Consider the following 21085-nt stretch of genomic DNA (forward strand, 5'->3'; position numbering starts at 1 on the left):
AACTATGAAAATTTTGGTAACAGGTGGAGGAACCGGTGGACATATCTATCCCGCGCTAGCCTTCGTCAATTATGTGAAAACACAAGAGCCGAACGCCGAGTTTATGTATGTAGGTGCAAAACGTGGTTTGGAAAACAAAATTGTTCCAACCACTGGGATTCCTTTTCATACCTTAGAGATCCAAGGATTTCAGCGAAAGTTTTCACTAGCTAATGTCAAAACGATCCAATTATTCTTAAAAAGTATCCATCAAGCGAAAAAAATACTAAAAGAATTTCAGCCAGACATCGTGATCGGAACCGGTGGTTATGTTTCTGGAGCAGTTGTGTATGCCTCAGCTAAGTTAGGGATTCCGACAATCATCCATGAACAAAATAGTGTGCCGGGGATGACAAATAAATTTTTGAGTCGTTATGTGGATCGAATCGCGCTTTCTTTTAAAGATGCAGCGACCTTTTTTCCGGAGGACAAATCAGTTTTGATTGGTAACCCGCGAGCACAAGAAGTTGCAGATACGATGAAAACAGATATTCTAAAAAAATTTGATCTTGATCCTGAGAAGAAAACAGTCTTGATTTTTGGAGGAAGCCAAGGGGCATTAAAAATCAACCAAGCTGTTACTTCTTATTTGGATACATTTGAAGCGACGGATTATCAGATCCTTTATGCATCAGGAGAACGTTATTATCAAAGCATTAAGGAAAAGTTAGGAGAAACAAAAGCAAATATCAGTATTCAACCTTACATCAATGAAATGGCAGCGGTGATGGCGGCAAGTGATCTATTGGTCGGACGAGCAGGGGCAACCTCCATTGCTGAGCTGACCGCACTTGGGTTACCTGCGATCCTTATCCCAAGTCCTTATGTGACAAACGATCATCAGACAAAAAACGCGATGAGTCTCGTTCGAGTTGGGGCGGCTAAGATGATTGCGGATGGAGAGTTGGATGGTGATTCGTTGGGTGCCGCGATAAATGAGATCATGACAGATGAAACACTGCAAAAAAGCATGTCAACTGCCTCTAAAACATTAGGTATCCCGGATGCGTCTGAGCGCTTGTACCAACTAGCAAAATCGTTAATCATAGAATAAGGTGGTGGTCATAGATGAGTAAGAAAAAAGAAACAAAAAAAATGCCTGAGAAGTCAAACGATGAAAACTCGCTGACACCTTGGCAAATGGCCAACCGAAAATACTTAGAAGAACATAAAGAAAAAACAGATCATCAGACAGGAACAAGTGAAAAAAGCGAGCATAAAGAAGAACAAAAAGATCCTATTTCTTCTGAAAAAGAAGAATTGCTTGTTGAAGAAGATGATTTATTAGACTATGAAGAAATCGAACATAAGAAAGACGGGGGACCGTATAATGGTTCGTTTATCGATCGCTTGCCTAATTTAAAAAATTATCGAAACAAAGTTTTATACAAAAGGCTGAGTTTAATCATTTCCATTCTTTTGATTCCTTTGTTATTTTTGATTTATTACGTTTCCCCGTTGAGCAAATTAGAGGGTGTTTCTATTTCCGGAAATGAAGTTGTTTCGAAAGAAGAAATATTGAAGGATACGCAATTAGCATTGAATCAACATATTTGGGGACAGTATTGGCAACGCCAAAGTTACATCGATCATTTGAAAAAAGAGCAACCTCGAATAAAATCTGCTACGATCGGTTTTAGTAGTGTCAATACATTTGATCTGTCTGTCACTGAATATAAAGAGATTGCTTTGATTTTAACGGACGGAAAATATAGCCCTGTGATCGAAGATGGAACAGTGTTGGATGAGACCGTTGAAAGTCCAACAAAAAATCTTCCGATCCTAGAAGGATTTACTGACCCAACAAAAATCAAAGATTTAGCAATAGAATATAATAAACTATCTCCAGAGTTACAAAAAGCCATTTCGGAAATCAAATATACGCCACGTAATACGAATCAAAATTTGATCCAGCTGAATATGAACGATGGCAATCAAGTGATCGTCAATATTACTAACTTAGCATCACAAATGAATTTTTATGCGCAAGTAGCTAGTGAAATGGAAGAAAATGGTGTGATCGATATGGAAGTAGGGATTTTTTCTTACCCTTACTCAAATAATAGCGAAGAAGCAGAAGAAGGATCAGAAGAAAGTACAGATGAAAGTGCGCAAAGTGCGGATCAAACTTCTACTCCAGAAACAGGCGTTGATGATCCTCAAATAAGTGAGAATCAAGACGAAATGAATCCAACGAATGAAAATACGACCCCATCTTCGTCAAGTTTAGATGAAAATTAAGAAAACCACTGTAAAATGTGATAATCTACTTTCTAAAAACTGGTAATTTATGGTAAAATTGGAAACAGTGAATATATCTATAAAGTATATTTTTAAAACGGACGTTATTGGTTCGCATGTATATGGAATAGTTAAGTAGGAGGGAATCCCATTCATGGCAAAAACAGGAATGTACGTAGGCCTTGATATTGGAACGACATCTGTCAAAGTTGTCGTGGCTGAATATATCGACAGCCAAATGAATATTATTGGAGTAGGGAACGCAAAATCAGAAGGGATTAACCGAGGCATCATCGTTGATATCGATAAAACAGTACAAGCGATAAAGCGAGCAGTGCGTCAGGCAGAAGAAAAAGCCGGCATTCAAATCAAAAGTGTAAGCGTGGGTCTACCAGCAAACATGCTTGAAGTAGAAAACTGCCAAGGGATGATTGCAGTAAACGGAGATTCAAAAGAAATCACCGATGAAGATGTCCGCAATGTGGCTTCAGCTGCACTGGTTCGTTCAATACCTCCTGAACGTCAAATCGTGTCAATTTTACCACAGGACTTTACGGTAGATGGATTCGAAGGCATCAAAGATCCTCGTGGGATGATCGGTGTCAGATTAGAAATGTATGGTCTATTATTTACAGGACCAAAAACAATCATTCATAACATTCGTAAGTGTGTTGAGAATGCGGGATTGATCGTCAATGAATTAGTGATCACACCTTTAGCGTTGACTGAATCAATTCTTTCAGATGGAGAAAAAGATTTTGGTACAATCGTTATCGATATGGGTGGTGGACAAACAACAACAGCTGTCATGCATGACAAACAGTTGAAATTCACGAGCCTAGATCAAGAAGGTGGCGAATTTGTCACAAAAGATATCTCCATTGTTTTAAATACTTCCTTCAACAATGCAGAAGCATTAAAAATAAATTACGGGGATGCTTATCCAGAACGTACCTCAGAGCAAGAAGAATTTCCGGTAGATGTGATTGGCCAAACAGAACCTGTTCGAGTCGATGAACATTACCTATCAGAAGTGATCTCTGCTCGAATGGAACAAATCTTCAATAAAGCAAAAGAAGCATTAGATCAAATCGAAGCATTAGAGCTGCCTGGTGGTATCGTGTTAACTGGTGGGGCAGCAAGCCTTCCAGGTGTCGTTGATTTGGCACAGGAAATATTTGGCGTAAACGTGAAACTTTATGTACCAAATCAAATGGGTCTAAGAAATCCGGTATTTACAAACGTGATCAGTATCGTTGATTACTCTGCGAATTTAAGTGAAGTATACCAATTAGCTAAAATCGCTGTTATGGGGGAATCAGCACCTGTTCATTATACAACCAATGAGCCGGAAGCTCACACATCTTATGAACAATACGATGTGGCAGAAGAAACAACGTATAACGAAGAACCAGAAGAAAAAAATTCTGGCGAAAACGTAACAAGTAAAATCAAAGGATTTTTTACCAATATATTTGATTAATCATCGTGGGAGGAAAAAAACATGGAATTCTCAATTGATAATAACATCAATGACGGCGCAGTCATCAAAGTAATCGGCGTCGGTGGTGGAGGCGGAAACGCTGTAAACCGTATGATTGAAGAAAACGTTAAAGGTGTTGAGTTTATCACTGCCAACACAGACGTTCAAGCATTAAAAAATTCAAAAGCTGAAACAGTGATCCAATTAGGCCCTAAATACACACGTGGTTTAGGAGCAGGTTCACAACCAGAAGTTGGCCAAAAAGCAGCTGAAGAGAGTGAACAATCTTTACGTGAAGCATTAGAAGGCGCAGACATGATCTTCATCACTGCTGGTATGGGTGGTGGAACTGGTACTGGTGCTGCACCGATCGTTGCTGGAATTGCTAGAGAATTAGGCGCATTGACAGTAGGTGTTGTCACTCGTCCATTTACATTTGAAGGACCAAAACGTGGCCGTTTCGCTGCGGAAGGTATCGCACGTTTGAAAGAAAATGTTGATACATTATTGATTATCTCAAACAACCGTCTTCTTGAAGTCGTTGACAAAAAGACACCAATGCTTGAAGCATTCCGTGAGGCAGATAATGTCTTACGCCAAGGTGTGCAAGGTATCTCTGATCTAATCACTGCACCAGGTTACGTAAACTTGGATTTTGCTGATGTAAAAACAGTCATGGCAAACCAAGGTACTGCTTTGATGGGTATCGGAGTAGCAAGCGGTGAAGAACGCGTGATCGAAGCAACGAAGAAAGCAATCTCTTCTCCATTATTAGAAACATCGATCGATGGGGCAGAACAAGTCCTATTGAACATCACTGGTGGCTTGGATATGACGTTATTCGAAGCACAAGATGCTTCAGATATCGTAGCAAATGCAGCAACTGGCGATGTAAATATCATCTTAGGTACATCGATCAATGAAGAAATGGGCGATGAAATCCGTGTAACGGTCATTGCTACAGGTATTGATGAAACAAAAAAGGAACGAAAGTCTAGTCGTCCAGCTAGACAAACGTCAACTCAAACGCAATCTTCTGCTCAAAGCAATCGACTAGACATGGACCAAGCAAAACCAATTACTGCTGAAGATGAAAGCAGTTTTGGTGATTGGGACATCCGTCGCGAACAAAATGTTCGTCCAAAAGTGGATGAGTCTAATTACGAAACTATTGAGAAAAAAGAATTTGATACATTCAATCGTGAAGAAACAAAAACAAAAGGTGACGACGAATTGAATACACCGCCGTTTTTCCGTCGTAAAAAATAAAAGGAGGAAGAGCACATGATTGCTGACAACTTGCAGAATATCAAGCAAGACATTCAGGATTCGTGTGCTCTTGTTCATCGTGACCCGAAAGAAGTGACATTAGTAGCTGTTACAAAATCTGTAGAATCACTCCAAACTGAAGAATTAATCAATGCTGGAGTCACACATTGTGCAGAAAATCGTGTCGATAAATTGTTGCAAAAAAAACAAGATTTGCTTAAATATTCTGAAGTGAAGTGGCATTTAATTGGTAATTTACAACGCAGAAAGGTAAAATTGATTGTAAATGAAATTGATTACTTTCATGCGTTAGACAGTTTGAAATTAGCAGAAGAAATCCAAAAAAGATTAGAAAAACAATTAGCTTGTTTTGTGGAAGTCAATGTGTCTGGTGAAGTATCGAAACACGGTATCTCACCAGCGGAGCTTCTACCTTTCTTAGAATCTTTAGCAGCCTATCCAAATATACAGGTAGTGGGACTTATGACTATGGCACCGAAGGACGCTTCTGCTGAACAAATTCGTAAAGTGTTTGAAACGCTGAGAGAATTGCGTGATCTTGCCCAATCAAAACAATACACACATGCACCATGTACCGAACTGAGCATGGGGATGAGCCAAGATTTTCAACTTGCAATTGAAGAAGGAGCTACATTTATCCGTGTAGGAACAGCGCTATTCAAAGACGAGGAGGAAGAATAATGCCACTTTTAAACAGGGGAGCAATTGCTAATTTTTTCGGATTAGCTGATGAAGAAGAGTACGAATACGAAGATTATCCTGAACAACAACAGGTTGCTAAGCAACCAACTAAATCAAACACACAGTATCAACAACATTCTCCAGCTGTTTCACAGCCGATTGAAAAAAAACAACGCCCAACGACGACATCTCGTCCGGTTGGTCGTGAGAATGCGCCGACGAACGAAACAAAAAAAGTCATCGAATTACATCAAACTTCTACAAAAAATACGCAAAAAGACCAACGACAAACGAGACCATCTGTTCAACCTAACACACAGTTAGCAGGAAAAATCACAGTGATGGAACCTCGTGCCTACTCTGAAGCAATGACGATTGCTAAAAGGATCATTGCGGGAGAAGCAACATTAGTCAACTTTCGGTTAGTAGAAGAAAAGCAGGCTCGACGTATCGTGGATTTCCTAACAGGGACAGTCTATGCGTTAGACGGCGATATCAAACGAGTAGGTGATGAGATTTTCCTTTGCACACCAGCTGGTCTGGAAATCGATAGTTCAACGGCTCAATCTTTCGCAGATGGAAGTATGTTTGATCTGTAAAGAGGAGGAGCAAACATTTATATTCTTTTTATGTTACTTAATTTAATTTCACGTGCTGCATACTTTTATAGCATGATCCTAGTAGTCTATGCGTTACTATCTTGGTTTCCAGGAGGGTATCAATCTAGCCTTGGACGTATATTAGCAAAGATTTGTGAACCATATATCAGCCTATTCGATCGTTTGCCTTTAAGATTTGGACCAATGGATTTTACTGTCTTAGCATCAATTGTCATTTTAAATCTTGCTGTCCAAGGATTGCAGCATATCGTTTTATGGATGATTACGTTCGCTATTTAGTGTAGAACAACCAGGGATATATAGGAGGGAATCAAGTGGATACGAATGTGTATCAGCATTTCCGAGTAGATGAACGTCCGTTTATTGACTCTGTCGGAGATTGGATCGAACAGGTCCAAAGTCAGTATGCACCTTATCTGACAGAATTTCTTGATCCAAGACAATGTTACATCTTAGAGACCTTGATTCGCCAAAATAGTGACTTGCGTTTTCAATTATACGGTGGCTATGAGCAAGCAGAACGAAAAAGATGCTTGATTTTCCCAGACTACTATGAACCAGTTGACGATGATTTTGAAATGTCGTTATATGAAATCCATTACCCAAGTAAATTTGCCAGTTTGAGTCATGGAAAGATTTTAGGTACACTAGTTGGCACAGGGATTAAACGTTCTTACTTCGGTGATATTATTTCAGATGATGACCGATGGCAAGTTTTCATTGCAGACGAAATCGATCATTTTGTCGTTAATCAAGTGACTAAAATCGGGAAAGTGGCTGTTCGCTTAGAGGAGATCAATTACACAGATATGATCTTGCCAAAAGACAGCTGGACTCAAGAAAGAGGTACGGTCAGTTCACTTAGACTGGATAGTGTGATTTCGGAAATTTATAATATTTCAAGACAGCGTTCAAAGCAGCTGATCGAATCGGGGAAAGTAAAAGTTAATTGGACAGAAAATACAAAACCGGATTTTTTGCTTGAGTTATTAGATATTGTTTCGATCAGAGGATATGGTAGAATACAAATCCAAGACCTTGAGGGGAAAACAAAGAAAGACAAGTGCAGGGTGTTGTTTGGTGTATTACGTAAATAAAACAAGAAGGTGGTTTACTCATGGCTTTAACTCCATTAGATATTCAAAATAAAACATTCCCAACAAAAATGCGGGGATATAATCAAGACGAAGTAGATGATTTCTTAGATTTAGTTGTTCGTGATTACGAAGAAGTAACACAAAGAAATCGTGAGTTAGAAAAAGCAGTGAAGCATTCAGAAGAAAAACTTGAATACTTCAATGAACTGAAAGATGCGTTGAATCAATCGATTATCGTGGCACAAGATACAGCCGACAAAGTAAAAACAAGCGCAAGTAAAGAATCAGAAGTGATCGTGACTTCTGCACAAAATAAAGCAGACGAAATGGTAGCAAACGCTGAAAAACGCGCACACCAATTAACAACGGATGCAGAAGAAAAAGCCCGCCGTATCTTGACAGATGCGACTGAAAAAGCAAGACAATTGGCTACAGAAACAGAAGATTTGAAAAAGAAAACACGTGTATTCCATCAACGAATCAGCTTGATGTTGGAATCACAACTTGAACAAGTGAAAAGTCCAGAATGGGATGAAATCTTACAACCATTCTCGAGTTATGTAACAGACAGCCATGAAGTAATCAAAGAAGTTTTGGCAAAACAGCTTGACAATGAAATTGAAAGTGATGTACACTCTGAAACAGGAGTATACGAGTCTCCAGTGACTGCTTTTGATACGCAAGCAATCGATCTTTCGATCATTCCTGGAGAATACGAAGAAGAGTAGAACAGAAAAGCATTTTGACATTCTTAAAGCGAGCCAATGACAGTGTAAGATTGGTAAGACCCTGCAAAGTGAAAGATCCTCTACTTGATTTATTTCTGAACGACAGTAAGAAATAGCGGCTGACCTCGTTATCGGTCTTCGAGAGTTACGATTGTAACTAAATTTGGGTGGTACCACGGCATGTTCGTCCCTAGGATGAACATGCTTTTTTGCGTTCTGTAAACTATAGTTAAGGAGTGTTTGTATGAAAATGAAAGAAACCTTGCAACTAGGAAAAACAAGTTTTCCTATGCGTGGGAATTTGCCGAACCGTGAAGGTGAGTGGCAAAAAGAATGGGAAGAAAATCAAATCTATCAACAAAGACAAGCGTTGAATGAAGGCAAACCAAGCTTTATTCTTCATGATGGTCCTCCGTATGCAAACGGAAATATCCATTTAGGGCATTCTTTAAACAAAATTAGTAAAGATATCATCATCCGTTCAAAATCAATGTCTGGTTTTCGTGCGCCGTACGTTCCCGGTTGGGATACGCATGGCTTGCCGATTGAGCAAGTCTTGACGAACAAAGGAATCAAAAGAAAAGAAATGACGATGGCTGAATACTTGGAAAAATGTCGTGAATACGCCCTTTCACAAGTAGACAAACAACGGGAAGACTTTAAACGTTTAGGTGTTGCTGGTGATTGGGAAAATCCTTATGTCACTTTAGATCCTTCCTATGAAGCTGCACAGATCCGTGTGTTTGGTAAAATGGCTGAAAAAGGGTATATCTACAAAGGATTAAAACCAATTTACTGGTCACCATCTAGTGAATCCTCATTAGCTGAAGCTGAAATTGAATATAAAGATGTCAAATCTCCTTCTATCTATGTCGCTTTCACTGTGAAGGATGGCAAAGGTCTTTTAGAAGAAGATACTGCTTTCGTTATTTGGACAACGACACCATGGACATTGCCAGCTAACCAAGGGATTGCTGTAAACCCAACATTTACGTATGTCTTAGTAGAAGCTGATGGTCGCAAATTTGTTGTTGCCAAAGATTTGATGGAAACGGTGCAACAGGCAATTGGCTGGGAAACAGTCGTAGTCTTAAAAGAATTTGCAGGACAAGAGATGGAATACATGACAGCGACACATCCATTCTATGATCGTGAATCTTTAGTGATCTTAGGAGATCACGTGACCTTGGATGCAGGTACTGGATTAGTCCACACCGCACCTGGACACGGGGAAGATGACTATATTGCAGGAAATCGTTACAAATTACCTGTGGTTTCGCCAGTTGATTCTAAAGGTGTATTTACGGATGAAGCACCTGGATTTGAAGGAATCTTTTATGACAAAGCAAATCCAATGATCACGGATCTATTACAAGAAAAAGGTGCCTTGTTGAAATTGGATTTCTTCACCCATAGTTACCCACATGACTGGCGTACTAAAAAACCTGTCATTTATCGTGCAACACCACAATGGTTTGCTTCAATCAATGATTTCCGCCAAAATATTCTTGATGAAGTGGAAAAAGTTGATTGGATCATTCCATGGGGAAAAACACGTCTTTACAATATGGTACGTGATCGCGGCGATTGGGTCATCTCACGCCAACGTGCTTGGGGCGTCCCACTACCAATTTTTTATGCTGAAAATGGCGAAGCGATCATTACACCTGAGACTATTGAACATGTCGCTGAATTATTTGCGGCCCATGGCTCAATCATTTGGTTTGAAAAAGAAGCGAAGGACTTACTACCTGAAGGCTTTACGCATCCAGGATCGCCAAATGGCGAATTCACTAAAGAAACAGATATCATGGACGTCTGGTTTGATTCAGGTTCTTCTCATGAAGCTGTTTTACGTCAACGCCCTGAGTTATCTTTCCCAGCAGATATGTATCTTGAAGGTTCAGATCAATATCGTGGTTGGTTCAATTCAAGTATCACTACAAGTGTAGCGATCAATGGTGTTGCGCCATACAAATCAGTTTTATCCCAAGGCTTCACGTTAGATGGCGAAGGTCGAAAAATGAGTAAATCATTAGGCAATACGATCGTTCCAGATAAAGTGATCAAACAATTTGGTGCGGATATTCTACGTCTATGGGTATCTAGTGTGGACTACGAAGCAGATGTTCGTGTGTCTATGGATATTTTAGGACAAGTTGCTGAAGTTTATCGGAAAATCCGAAATACGATGCGTTTCCTATTAGCAAATACGGATGATTTTGACCCTAAGAAAGATGCAGTAGCGTATGAAGATCGTCGTTCAGTTGATAAATATATGACAGTTCGTTTAAATCAAGTCATCAAAGAAATTCGTGAAGAAGGATATGATAAGTATAACTTTATGCAAATCTATCGCACAGTGATGAATTTCTTAACAGTTGATCTTTCTTCTTTCTATCTTGATTTTGCAAAAGATGTTGTTTATATTGAAGCAGAAAATGATCATCAACGTCGTTGTATGCAAACTGTTTTTTACGAAACAGCTGTTTCATTAACAAAATTATTGACACCAATCATTCCTCATACAACAGAGGAAATCTGGTCATTCTTAAAAGAAGAAGAAGCTTATGTTCAATTAAGTGAGCTACCAGGATATGTTGAATATGCGAACCAAGATGAGTTGTTAGATACATGGGCGGCCTTCATGGATTTCCGTGATAAAGTCTTAAAAGCACTAGAAGAAGCAAGAAATAGTAAATTGATCGGAAAATCATTAGAAGCAAAATTAACGATCTATCCGAATCAACAAGTGAATCAATTATTGACAGCAGTTGCTGCTGACATTCCTCAGTTATTGATCGTCTCACCAGACTACTTTACGATTATGCCAGAAAACACTGAAGCGCCTGAAAATGCTTTAGTCTTTGATGATGTAGCGATTTTAGTCGAAAAAGCAGAAGGTGAAACGTGTGATCGTTGCCGTCAAATCCGTAAAGATGTTGGAACTGATGAAAAATTACCACACTTATGCGGACGTTGCGCACAACTTGTTGAAGAATTCTATCCAGAAGCAGTCGCAGAAGGTTTTGAATAAAAGTTAGTAAAAAACAACCAAACACATTTTGTGTTTGGTTGTTTTTATTACATCAAAGAGTATTTTTAAGCGAATAGCAAATGATTGGTCACTAATCCAATTTACCGCGTTCACGGTACCAATGATCTGGTTGCCAGATCCATTCGAAACCGTCTTTTTCTAAAAGCTCGAATGCTGCTTCAGGACCCATAGAACCAGCTTTATAATTTGGGAAATCTGGTTGTACTTGATCCCAAACTTGGCGGATCACGTCAACGATATGCCAAGATTGTGCGACTTCTTCCCAATGAGAGAAGTTGGTGCTATCACCGTTCAATGCATCTAACATAAGCTTTTCATACGCTTCAGGACTATTTTCGACCATTTCAGCACTATTGCGATATTCCAGTTTGATTGGATCGGTGGCGAAGCCTTGACCAACTTTTTTTCCATTTAATGTAAATGAAAAACCTTCTGTTGGTTGAATATAGATAGTCAAAACATTTGGTGGTAACGTTGGATCATTACAAGGTTCGTCGATCGATGTTTTAAATACATTGACAGGTACTTGTTTAAAGACAATATTGATTCGTGTACCTTTTTCAGTAAGACGTTTCCCAGTACGTACATAAAACGGTACGCCAGACCAACGGAAATTATCGATCGTAAATTTTCCAGCAACAAATGTTTCAGTTGTCGATTGTGGATCAACGTTGTCTTCTTCACGGTAGCCTTTGAATGTCTGATCATCTAATTGACCTGCAGCATATTGCCCACGTACAAAATTTTCTAAGACTTCTTTTTTTTCATAAATACGAATAGCTTTTAACGCTTTGATTTTTTCTGATCTGATTTCTTTTTCGGAAAAGGCAACAGGCGGTTCCATCGCGAGTAATGCTAATACTTGAAGGATATGATTTTGGACCATGTCTTTTAACGCACCGCTGTGGTCATAGTAGCCGCCACGATCTTCGACACCTAAACTTTCACCAAAAGTGATCTGGATGTTGTCGATGTAACGATTGTTCCATTGAGACTCAAAAATATTATTGGCAAAGCGAATCGCAGAGATATTTTGAATCATTTCTTTACCTAAGTAATGGTCGATACGGAAAATATCGTCTTCTGGAAAGGCTTGTCGAATTTTTTCATTCAATTCAAATGCAGAATGGAAATCAGAACCAAAAGGTTTTTCGATAATCAATCGGTTGAAGCCAGTTTCAGTGATGATTTTCTGAGATTTCAAATGTGAAACGATCGTGCCGAAAAATTGAGGAGCCATAGCTAAATAGTACATTCGATTACCATTCAAGTGGTATTTTTCATCTAAACGATCAGATAATTCTTTTAATGTTTGGTAATGAGAAGAATCATTGACATCATGAGATTGATAATAAAAATGGCTAGCAAATCGTTCGGCTTCTTCGGCAGAAGGATTTAATGTTTCGATTGTTCCTTTAACCACTTCACGATAGTGTTCATCACTCCAAGGACGACGTGCTGTACCGATCACAGCAAAATGTTCACTCAAGTTACCTTTTTTGTATAAACGAAAAAGTGAAGGATACAATTTACGTTGTGCTAAATCTCCTGTACCGCCAAATATAGTAAATAATACGTTTTTTTCATTCATTATTTGGGTAATCTCCTTTACAGTTTATCGACAAAAATTGTGCTGGCGGCTTTAAAGCTGACAGGAATTTTTTTGGTTTTATTTTGGATGGTGATTGGTCCTTCATAGGCCGCTACATCAGTGATTTCATAAGTTTCATCAATATTGACATCGATTGTGACTAAATAGTCTAATAATTCCTTTTCATCAAGGACACGAGCGATCCGAATTTTTGTACCGACTGGATAGGATTCAAGTGTTTGACGACGCTCTTCATGGACAACCTGTTCTTTTTCAGGAATAATGCCTCCGTGAGGACAATGTTTAGGATGATTTAAATAACTTTCTAAATGATCCGCAAGTTGTTCAGAAGTCACATGCTCAAGTACTTCTGCATCGTCATGGACTTCATTCCAGTTGTAATCTAAATGTTCGACTAAAAAAACTTCCCATAATCGATGTTTACGTATCAGGCTACTTGCTTTTATCAGTCCACTATCAGTCAATTGTACACCTTGGTAAGGAGAGTGTTCGACTAGTTTTTCTTTGACGAGTTTAGAAATCATTTCGCTTACTGAAGCAGGTGACACTGCTAGGCTAGAAACGATTTGTTTATTGTTGACTTTAGTTGTGTCACCGCCTAATTCCAGAATGATTTTTAAATAATCTTCTCGGTTTGGTGTCATATGCGATCATCCTTTCATGGTAAGAAACCATCACTTGTAAGTGTAACAAAAAAAACACAAATTGACTATTTTATGAGAAAAAAATAGGACGGAAATGTCGGTTTTTTTTTCGTATTCAATCGTTCGTCCATCTTTCCAAGTAGTTGTTTGAGATGTGCAGTGATCAAATAGCCACTAGTTGAAAAGTACTTTGATCTTATCATAGCATAATTTGTTCGATCGTTGTGACCTAGAGGAAGTTGCATGGATGAAACTTGTAAAACGAGACAAAGAGTTTAGAAAACAGCAATTTTCTAAACCCTTCGTCTTGTTTTTATAAAAAAGAAGTACGTTAATGAAGTAATTGGCAGTGTATCATCTACTAAGCTAGGATAATCATGATTTTTTTGATAACAAATAAGCGGAATCGTTTGCTTCATCGTACAGTAACATGTCGTTGTAAGAAAACGTTAGGTAAAAGCCGTACTGATCTCTAACTATCAATTTTTCGGAAGTAACTTCGACTAATAGTGTTCCTAAAGAACGGTCATCAAGCCAAAAAGAATAATCAGAATGAATGGTCAGTTCATGGTGTGTTTGGCTGGTATCTGTAAATGACCAAGTTCCACAGTATTTATCCAGATGATCGACCTGTGCTTCTTTCTTTTTATGATCAAGTACTTTTTTTCCAGCAAGTGTTGCGATACCGGCAAGTAGGATATAGAGGATTCTTTTTTTCATTTTTTCCACTCCTTTGTCTTCATTTATGATAAAAGCATATTTTGCTTATTGTCCCTTTTCTTATAGTTTACTAAAGAACGTGCATGATTTCTCTAAGACTTTCGACTGGTTTTTCAAGTGTTTTTAGTAAAAATATGGTAGGATACAGTAGTAGGGAGACAGGTGATCACTATTGGAGTACCAAGATGTTGAAATTGCTTACTTCATTGAAAGACCAAATCGCTTTATTTCTTTTTGTTTGAACAAAAAAGGAGAAGTAGTCAAAACCCATGTTAAGAATACAGGTAGAGGCAAAGAGTTATTGCTTCCTGGTGCAGAGGTGGCGTTAGTACACATTCCTGGAACAAAGCGTAAAACTGCGTATGATCTGATTGCTGTTAAAAAAGAGCAGCAGTGGTTCAATATCGATAGTCAGTTACCAAACCGATTAGCGGTTGATGGGATTTTAGATGGGACGATCCACTTACCAAATTTAAATGGTGATATTGTGTTCTACAAACGTGAAGTGACCTTTGGCAAGTCTAAATTCGATATTTATTTAGAAACAAGTTGCGGACAAAAAGCATTTGTAGAAGTCAAAGGGATGACTCTGGAAAACAAAGCAATAGGTGCTTTTCCCGATGCACCGACCATTCGTGGACTTAAACACGTCAATGAATTGATCCGCGCGCATCAAGAAGGCTATGAGGCCTATATTCTTTTTATTGCACAATTTGAACACTTGCATCAAGCAACGATCCATGAGCAGATGCAACCAGAATTAGCCACTGCTTTTCGTTTGGCTCAGCAAGCAGGTGTTCAAGTAATCGTATATAATTGTCAAGTAACAGAAAAACAAGTGGTATTGAAACAAGCAATCCCATTTGACCTAAATACAGTTTTTGAAGATCCTAATTTATAGAAAGAAGGCGTAAAGATGATCCATTTAGGTATAATCGGCACAAATTGGATTACCCATCAATTTGTTCAAGCAGCATTAGCGACACGTAAGTATGAATTAACAGCTGTTTATTCAAGACATTTAGAAAAGGCGCAACAATTTGGCGCAGAATATGAAGGCGATATCGCATTCGCAACAGATTTAACTGTTTTTTTTGAGTTAGAACATATGGATACCGTCTATATTGCTTCGCCAAACAGTTTGCATTTTCAACATGCGAAGCAAGCAATTTTGGCTGGAAAAAATGTAATTGTAGAAAAACCGGCATTTAGTACGCCAAAAGAAATGGAAGAAATCATTCATTTAGCCAATCAAGAGAAAGTCTTTTTCTTTGAAGCCGCGCGAAATATCCATGAAGCTGGGTTTAAAAAAATTGCTGAATTTTTACCTTTGAAAGATGAGATCATTGGCGCGAATTTCAGCTATATGAAATATTCTTCTCGTTATGATCAAGTGTTAGATGGGGAAGAACCGAATATTTTCTCTCCGCGTTTTTCAGGTGGCGCAATGATGGATCTCGGCGTTTACCTCGTTTATGCAGCTGTAGGTTGGTTTGGCAAGCCGCAAGAAGTTCATTATTTCCCTAGAAAAATAGCCACAGGCGTTGATGGATTAGGTTGGGGAATTTTAAGATATGCTACTTTTGATGTGGCAATCCAACCGGGCAAGATCGGTGATTCGTATCTACCTTCTGAGATTTATTTCAATAGTGGAACAGTGATCATGAATGGCGTCAATGCAATTGAGCAAGCAGAATACCATGATCGTAACCACGAACAAATCGAAAAATTAGAGATCGTTGCTTCTGAAAATCCAATGAGTGAAGAGGCAGAAGATTTTGCGAATGTGATCATGAATCCTAAAGATCCACAATGGGGATTACAGTATGAAGAATGGGTCGAACTTGCACGAAACGTGAATCAAGTCGTTTATGATTTGCGAATCAGTGGAGGGATCGAATTCGATGCAGATAAAGAGGGAACTGAGTAATGACTGATTTTGTAAAACATTTTCCAACTAATTGGCAAAACAAATGGGAAGAAAAAGGGTTCACTGTCCCATCGTTTATCCAACAAGAAGTATTCACTGACTTAAAAGAAGGTAAAAGCTTGATTGCTGTTTCTCCAACCGGTTCTGGTAAGACCTTAGCTTATCTATGGCCCTTGCTATTGAATGTGAAAAAAGGTGAGGCAAGTACTTTGTTGATCCTTGCTTCTTCTCAAGAATTGGCGATCCAAGTTGCAGAGGTCACTAGAGAATGGGCAAAAGATTTAGCAATCTCTATCCAATCTGTTGTGGGCGGCGCAAATGTCAAACGCCAAATCGAAGGGCTAAAAAAGAAACCGGAAGTATTGGTAGGCACACCAGGTCGTGTATTAGAGTTGATGAAACAAAAAAAAATAAAGGCTCATCAAATCAAAACAATCGTATTTGACGAGGCAGATCAACTTTTTGATGAAGGAAATCGACCATTTATTGATCAAATCGTTCATCAAGCGCCCACGGACTACCAGTTAGCTTTCTTTTCAGCAACAGCCGATCGTTCCATCCAGCAAATCGAATCATTGACAAAACAATCGCTGAAAGTGGTCGACGTTACAAAAATGGATGATTCAAGGAAAGGACTTAGTCACTATTTTATACGTGTCCCTGCTCGAAAAACAGAGGACTATCTAAGACGATTAGCGCATGTGGAAGGTTTCCAAGGTCTTGTTTTTTTCAACCAGTTAAGTGAGTTAGGCATGATGGAAGAAAAAATGAGTTATCGAGGAATCCGCGTGGCGAGTTTAGCATCTGACCAAAACAAGCTATTACGCAAAGCGGCATTAACTCAATTCAAAGAAGGCAAAATCAGCATGTTGTTATCAACGGATGTAGCTGCTCGTGGGCTAGATATCGCTGAACTTCCTTATGTTGTCAATGTCGACGTGCCAATGACAGAAGAAACATATTTGCATCGTGCAGGTAGAACTGGTCGAATGGGGCAACAAGGACAAGTCATCACCTTTGTGAATGAACATACACTAAGAGATTTAAAAAAAATTGCTCGACAAACAGAAACAGAACTCACTGAATTATTTATTTATGGGGGAGGCTTACAGACAGAAGCCCCTGAAAAAGCCCCAACAAAAATGCTCCCAAAAAAGAAAGAATTAGGAAAAAAAGAAGCAAGTGAAACAGTAACAAAAAAAGTTGCTTCTTCTCCGAAAACAAAACACAAAAACAAGCATAAAAAAGATAAAAATAAAGGAGCAAGGCGCAAATAAGCGCCTTTTTGTGTTATTATATTGAAAATGGAAACAGGTCGTTTGGTTAAAGGAGAGTTAGCATGAACGAAAGACAGGAAGAAATCTTGGATTTACTTACGGAAAATCATAAAGGATTGACAGCAACAGATGTTGCGAAGCAATTAGAGATTGATCGTAGTAATGCAAGCCGTTATCTAAGTGATTTATATAAAGCGCATTACATCGTGAAAAGCACTGGCAGACCTGTAGTTTATTCTATGCCTCCCAAAAAAACAGCTTCAGATAAAGTTCATGTGGACGCTTCTACACAAGTCACTTTTGAAACCTTAGTAGGGGAGAATGAATCATTAAAAGTAAGTATCCAACAGGCAAAAGCAGCGATCTTATATCCGCCAAGAGGATTGCATACGATTATATTTGGGGAGACAGGAACTGGAAAATCGATGTTTGCTGAATGTATGTACCATTTTGCAATCGATTCGGAAATGCTTTCCCCAGATGCCCCCTTTATTTCATTTAATTGTGCGGATTATGCGCAAAACCCACAGTTGTTGTTTGGGCATATCTTCGGAATAAAAAAAGGTGCCTATACAGGTGCAACACAAGATAGCCAAGGTTTGATGGCTAAAGCAGATGGGGGGATCTTATTTTTAGATGAGATCCATCGCTTACCTCCAGAAGGGCAAGAGATGCTCTTCACGTTTATCGACAAAGGGGTTTATCGCCCATTAGGGGAGAGCGCACAAGTCCATGAGGCGTCTGTTCAGATCATTGGAGCAACGACAGAATCATCTGAAAGTTTTTTGACGACATTTAACCGCAGGATACCTATGGCAATCACTTTGCCAAATCTTGCCTCTCGTTCATTAGATGAGCGGTATGAAATCATTTCCTTGTTTATCAAGCAAGAAGCCAATCGCTTGAATCAACGGATCGATATTGAAAAAGAAGCGATTTTAGCTTTTATGCTATACGACGCAGAGGGAAATATCGGGCAAGTAAAACGTGACCTGAAATTAGTCTGTGCGAAGTCATTCCTTCATTATCGTATGCACCAAGAAGAAAAATTAGTCATTCGAAAAGAAGAGTTATCCCTGCAAGTCCAAAAAGGATTATTACGAATCAAAGAAGTCCCTGAACGATTAGATCGCTTCATGGATAGTAAGAGTCAATATTTGACGTTTGAGCCAGGATTCGCTGATGTGGTTTGGTCTAGGGACCCAGAAAGAAACATGCAAGTGTACAATGACATTGAAGAAAAGGTGATGTCGCTTTCTGAATCGGGTGGCGAAAATATTGATCTTGAAGCGTTGATCTCGAAAGATGTCGATGCCTATTTTCAAACGTACGTCAAAGAATTGACGAAAAGTACGATTCCTAAAGATTTACTTCCAGAAGACATCTGGCGTTTGACAAATGAGCTATATGATGTCGCTGAGAAACGATTAGATCGAATCTATAACCAAAAAGCACGCTTTGCGTTTGCCTTACATTTGCAAAGTACATTAGATCGTGTCAAAGATGGTCACATGATCGTTCATCCTGACTTGAATAATATACGAAAGAAGTTCAAAAAAGAATTTCAAGTTGCGATCGATTTATCTACGATCATTGAAGAAGATCAACAAGTAGAGATCCCATTTGATGAAATTGGTTTTATCAGTATGTTTTTATCGATCAATCTCGGAGAAAGTGAGCCAGTCAAAGAAAATAAAGTCGACGTGTTAGTCTTGATGCACGGCCGACAAACTGCTTCAAGTATGTTGGAGATGGCACAAGCTTTACTCGGAACAACGATCGGTCAAGCGTTCAATATGCCATTAGAGATGGAAGTTCAATCCATGTATGAAGAAGTATTGAAATATGTAAAAAATCGTCAAAGCAATTTAACAAATGGCTTGATTCTACTGACTGATATGGGTTCACTGAATACATTCAGCGATTTGATCTATGAAGAGACGGGGATACGTACAAAAGCAATCACAATGACCAGTACCATGATCGTCATCGAAGCAATCCGGATGGCAAATGTTGGTAGAAGCTTAGAAGATATCTACCAAAGTATCCAAATGTCTTTTGAATCGATTGTCAAAGATCAATTTAAAATCGAAAAGCAGGAATTGAACGAACGGAAAAAAGCAGTGATCGTAACTTGTTTTACTGGAGAAGGAGTGGCCGCAAAACTGTATCAACGAATCGTACCCGTTATCAATCAGGATAAAGTTGAAGTGATCCAAATGCAGTTTTTGGAACGTGAATCATTTAAACGCCACATTGATGCGTTATTGGAAGAATATGAGATCAAGGCGATTGCCGGAACTGTTGAGGTAGATTATCAAAATATTCCATTCTTCTCTGCCTATGACGTATTCGATGATGAAAAACTCAATACATTGAAACGTATCGCAGATGACGAAGTTCCGACAGCAAAAATCGTTGATTCGTTAAAAGACTCATTGAATGCGATATCATCTGTTGAGCGTTTGATCCAAGCTTTGCAAAAAGCGATCCAACAAATCCAAACAGACTTATCGATCATCGTTGAACCAGGTGTGGATACGGGAATCGTGATTCATGTTGCTTTTTTGATTGATGGTCTGATCAAACATGAAAAATTACGTACATTTGATGATTTCCCGATTTTTGCAAAAATGTATCGCTTAGAAATGGATATCGTTCGAACGAATTTGATCGGGATCGAACGTAAATATGGTGTGAAAATCCCGGAACATGAGATTGCTTTTATCACACAAATGTTTATAGAAAATAAAATAAAAAAATGATTGAAATTGCACAGTGCACACACTAATCATTAGTGTGTGCACTGTGTTTGTTTGATCAGCGTTATGAAAACGCTATTTTAGCTATTTAGTGTTTGGCATGCTTCTTGCATTATAGTTATAGTGTAAAACCAAATTTAAAGGAGTGGAAAAAATGGAGAAAAAAACAATCATGTTAGTATGTTCTGCAGGAATGAGTACAAGTTTATTAGTAACAAAAATGCAAAAAGCAGCAGAAGAAAAAGGAATGGAAGCAGATATCTTCGCGGTTTCAGCTTCAGATGCTGACAATAACCTTGAATCAAAAAATGTAGATGTTCTATTATTAGGTCCACAAGTTCGCTTTATGAAAGCACAATTTGAACAAAAATTAGCGCCAAAAGGAATTCCATTGGATGTTATCAACATGCAAGATTATGGCATGATGAACGGTGCAAAAGTACTTGAGCAAGCTGAAAAATTAATGAAATAATCAAACGTGAAGCTGGAGGTAGAATAGTGGAAGATCAACAAAATCTAGAAGCCATCATGGGATTGATCATGTATGGTGGAAATGCAAAAAGCGATGCAATGGAAGCGATTTCTGCGGCAAAAAAAGGAGATTTTGATTTAGCGGAGCAAAAAATCCGCGATGCTGAAGCCTCTCTGGTAGAAGCACATCATTCACAAACTCAAATGCTCACGCAAGAAGCACAAGGAAATCATATGCAAGTAACGCTGTTGACTGTGCATAGTCAAGATCACTTGATGACATCGATCGCATTTACAGACCTTGCAAAAGAAATCATTGATTTATATCGTAGAACTTACGTTGAATAACCAAAACACTTCTTTTTTGAACGGAAGAAGAAAAAAATTTTTGAACGGATTTTTTTAATTTGGTATAAGGAGTTTTTCTTTATA

Annotated in this window: 19 protein-coding genes; 16 read left to right on the forward strand and 3 right to left on the reverse strand. The window is 38.6% G+C overall.

Translation table 11 applies throughout. The features are described from left to right. Positions 1–4: 4 nt before the first annotated feature. From murG to ileS, 10 genes are all read left to right on the forward strand, one after another. On the forward strand, positions 5–1093 hold the full coding sequence (murG, locus tag EM4838_RS03445; RefSeq protein ID WP_071865931.1) for an undecaprenyldiphospho-muramoylpentapeptide beta-N-acetylglucosaminyltransferase: 1089 nt from the start codon (positions 5–7) through the stop codon (positions 1091–1093). 14 nt (positions 1094–1107) lie between these two features. Beyond that, positions 1108–2280: a cell division protein FtsQ/DivIB gene (locus EM4838_RS03450; RefSeq protein ID WP_071865932.1), complete on the forward strand. Its 1173-nt coding sequence runs from the start codon at positions 1108–1110 to the stop codon at positions 2278–2280. Positions 2281–2434: 154 nt separating this feature from the next. Further along, positions 2435–3763 carry a cell division protein FtsA gene (gene ftsA, locus EM4838_RS03455; RefSeq protein WP_071865933.1) on the forward strand — a complete coding sequence of 443 codons (1329 nt, stop codon included), beginning with the start codon at positions 2435–2437 and terminating at the stop codon, positions 3761–3763. Between the two features lie 21 nt (positions 3764–3784). Next, the gene (gene ftsZ, locus EM4838_RS03460; RefSeq protein WP_010735977.1) at positions 3785–5032 is read left to right on the forward strand and encodes a cell division protein FtsZ; all 1248 of its coding nucleotides are present in this window, start codon (positions 3785–3787) and stop codon (positions 5030–5032) included. 15 nt (positions 5033–5047) lie between these two features. Continuing rightward, positions 5048–5734 (forward strand): YggS family pyridoxal phosphate-dependent enzyme, encoded by a 687-nt coding sequence (locus tag EM4838_RS03465; RefSeq protein WP_071865934.1) that lies wholly within the window; start codon positions 5048–5050, stop codon positions 5732–5734. Next, positions 5734–6333 (forward strand): cell division protein SepF, encoded by a 600-nt coding sequence (locus EM4838_RS03470; protein WP_065095674.1) that lies wholly within the window; start codon positions 5734–5736, stop codon positions 6331–6333. Before EM4838_RS03465 ends, EM4838_RS03470 begins: the two co-directional genes overlap by 1 nt. Positions 6334–6363: 30 nt before the next feature. Further along, positions 6364–6633, forward strand: a complete 270-nt coding sequence (locus tag EM4838_RS03475; RefSeq protein WP_071865935.1) for a YggT family protein — start codon at positions 6364–6366, stop codon at positions 6631–6633. Between the two features lie 35 nt (positions 6634–6668). Beyond that, positions 6669–7451: a YlmH family RNA-binding protein gene (locus EM4838_RS03480; protein ID WP_065095675.1), complete on the forward strand. Its 783-nt coding sequence runs from the start codon at positions 6669–6671 to the stop codon at positions 7449–7451. Positions 7452–7471: 20 nt separating this feature from the next. Beyond that, a complete protein-coding gene (locus EM4838_RS03485; protein ID WP_019722916.1) occupies positions 7472–8179 on the forward strand; it encodes a DivIVA domain-containing protein in 708 nt (235 codons plus the stop codon). 244 nt (positions 8180–8423) lie between these two features. Then, complete coding sequence (gene ileS, locus EM4838_RS03490) at positions 8424–11216, forward strand: isoleucine--tRNA ligase (RefSeq protein ID WP_071865936.1); 2793 nt, start codon at positions 8424–8426, stop codon at positions 11214–11216. 91 nt (positions 11217–11307) lie between these two features. Here ileS and zwf read toward each other — a convergent pair whose 3' ends face one another. The 3 genes from zwf to EM4838_RS03505 form a co-directional block, all read right to left on the reverse strand. Next, positions 11308–12831, reverse strand: coding sequence for a glucose-6-phosphate dehydrogenase (gene zwf / locus EM4838_RS03495; protein WP_176285305.1), 1524 nt, complete (start codon positions 12829–12831; stop codon positions 11308–11310). Positions 12832–12845: 14 nt separating this feature from the next. Beyond that, on the reverse strand, positions 12846–13493 hold the full coding sequence (gene efaR, locus EM4838_RS03500; protein ID WP_071865938.1) for a transcriptional regulator EfaR: 648 nt from the start codon (positions 13491–13493) through the stop codon (positions 12846–12848). Between the two features lie 375 nt (positions 13494–13868). Further along, positions 13869–14213 (reverse strand): DUF4828 domain-containing protein, encoded by a 345-nt coding sequence (locus tag EM4838_RS03505; RefSeq protein ID WP_071865939.1) that lies wholly within the window; start codon positions 14211–14213, stop codon positions 13869–13871. A 172-nt stretch (positions 14214–14385) separates the two neighbouring features. Here EM4838_RS03505 and sfsA point away from each other — a divergent pair, with 172 nt between their 5' ends. The 6 genes from sfsA to EM4838_RS03535 all read left to right on the forward strand — a co-directional run bounded on the left by sfsA (position 14386) and on the right by EM4838_RS03535 (position 21001). Beyond that, positions 14386–15114, forward strand: coding sequence for a DNA/RNA nuclease SfsA (gene sfsA / locus EM4838_RS03510; RefSeq protein WP_071865940.1), 729 nt, complete (start codon positions 14386–14388; stop codon positions 15112–15114). Between the two features lie 15 nt (positions 15115–15129). Next, complete coding sequence (locus EM4838_RS03515; protein ID WP_071865941.1) at positions 15130–16143, forward strand: Gfo/Idh/MocA family protein; 1014 nt, start codon at positions 15130–15132, stop codon at positions 16141–16143. Continuing rightward, positions 16143–17420 (forward strand): DEAD/DEAH box helicase, encoded by a 1278-nt coding sequence (locus EM4838_RS03520; protein WP_071865942.1) that lies wholly within the window; start codon positions 16143–16145, stop codon positions 17418–17420. The genes EM4838_RS03515 and EM4838_RS03520 overlap by 1 nt, the downstream gene beginning before the upstream one ends. 62 nt (positions 17421–17482) lie before the next feature. Next, positions 17483–20185 carry a sigma 54-interacting transcriptional regulator gene (locus tag EM4838_RS03525; protein ID WP_071865943.1) on the forward strand — a complete coding sequence of 901 codons (2703 nt, stop codon included), beginning with the start codon at positions 17483–17485 and terminating at the stop codon, positions 20183–20185. Between the two features lie 151 nt (positions 20186–20336). Next, on the forward strand, positions 20337–20654 hold the full coding sequence (locus tag EM4838_RS03530) for a PTS sugar transporter subunit IIB (RefSeq protein ID WP_010735963.1): 318 nt from the start codon (positions 20337–20339) through the stop codon (positions 20652–20654). A 26-nt stretch (positions 20655–20680) separates the two neighbouring features. Then, positions 20681–21001, forward strand: a complete 321-nt coding sequence (locus EM4838_RS03535; protein WP_010735962.1) for a PTS lactose/cellobiose transporter subunit IIA — start codon at positions 20681–20683, stop codon at positions 20999–21001. Positions 21002–21085 lie beyond the last annotated feature (84 nt).

The organism is Enterococcus mundtii, assembly GCF_002813755.1.
Lineage (GTDB): Bacteria > Bacillota > Bacilli > Lactobacillales > Enterococcaceae > Enterococcus_B > Enterococcus_B mundtii.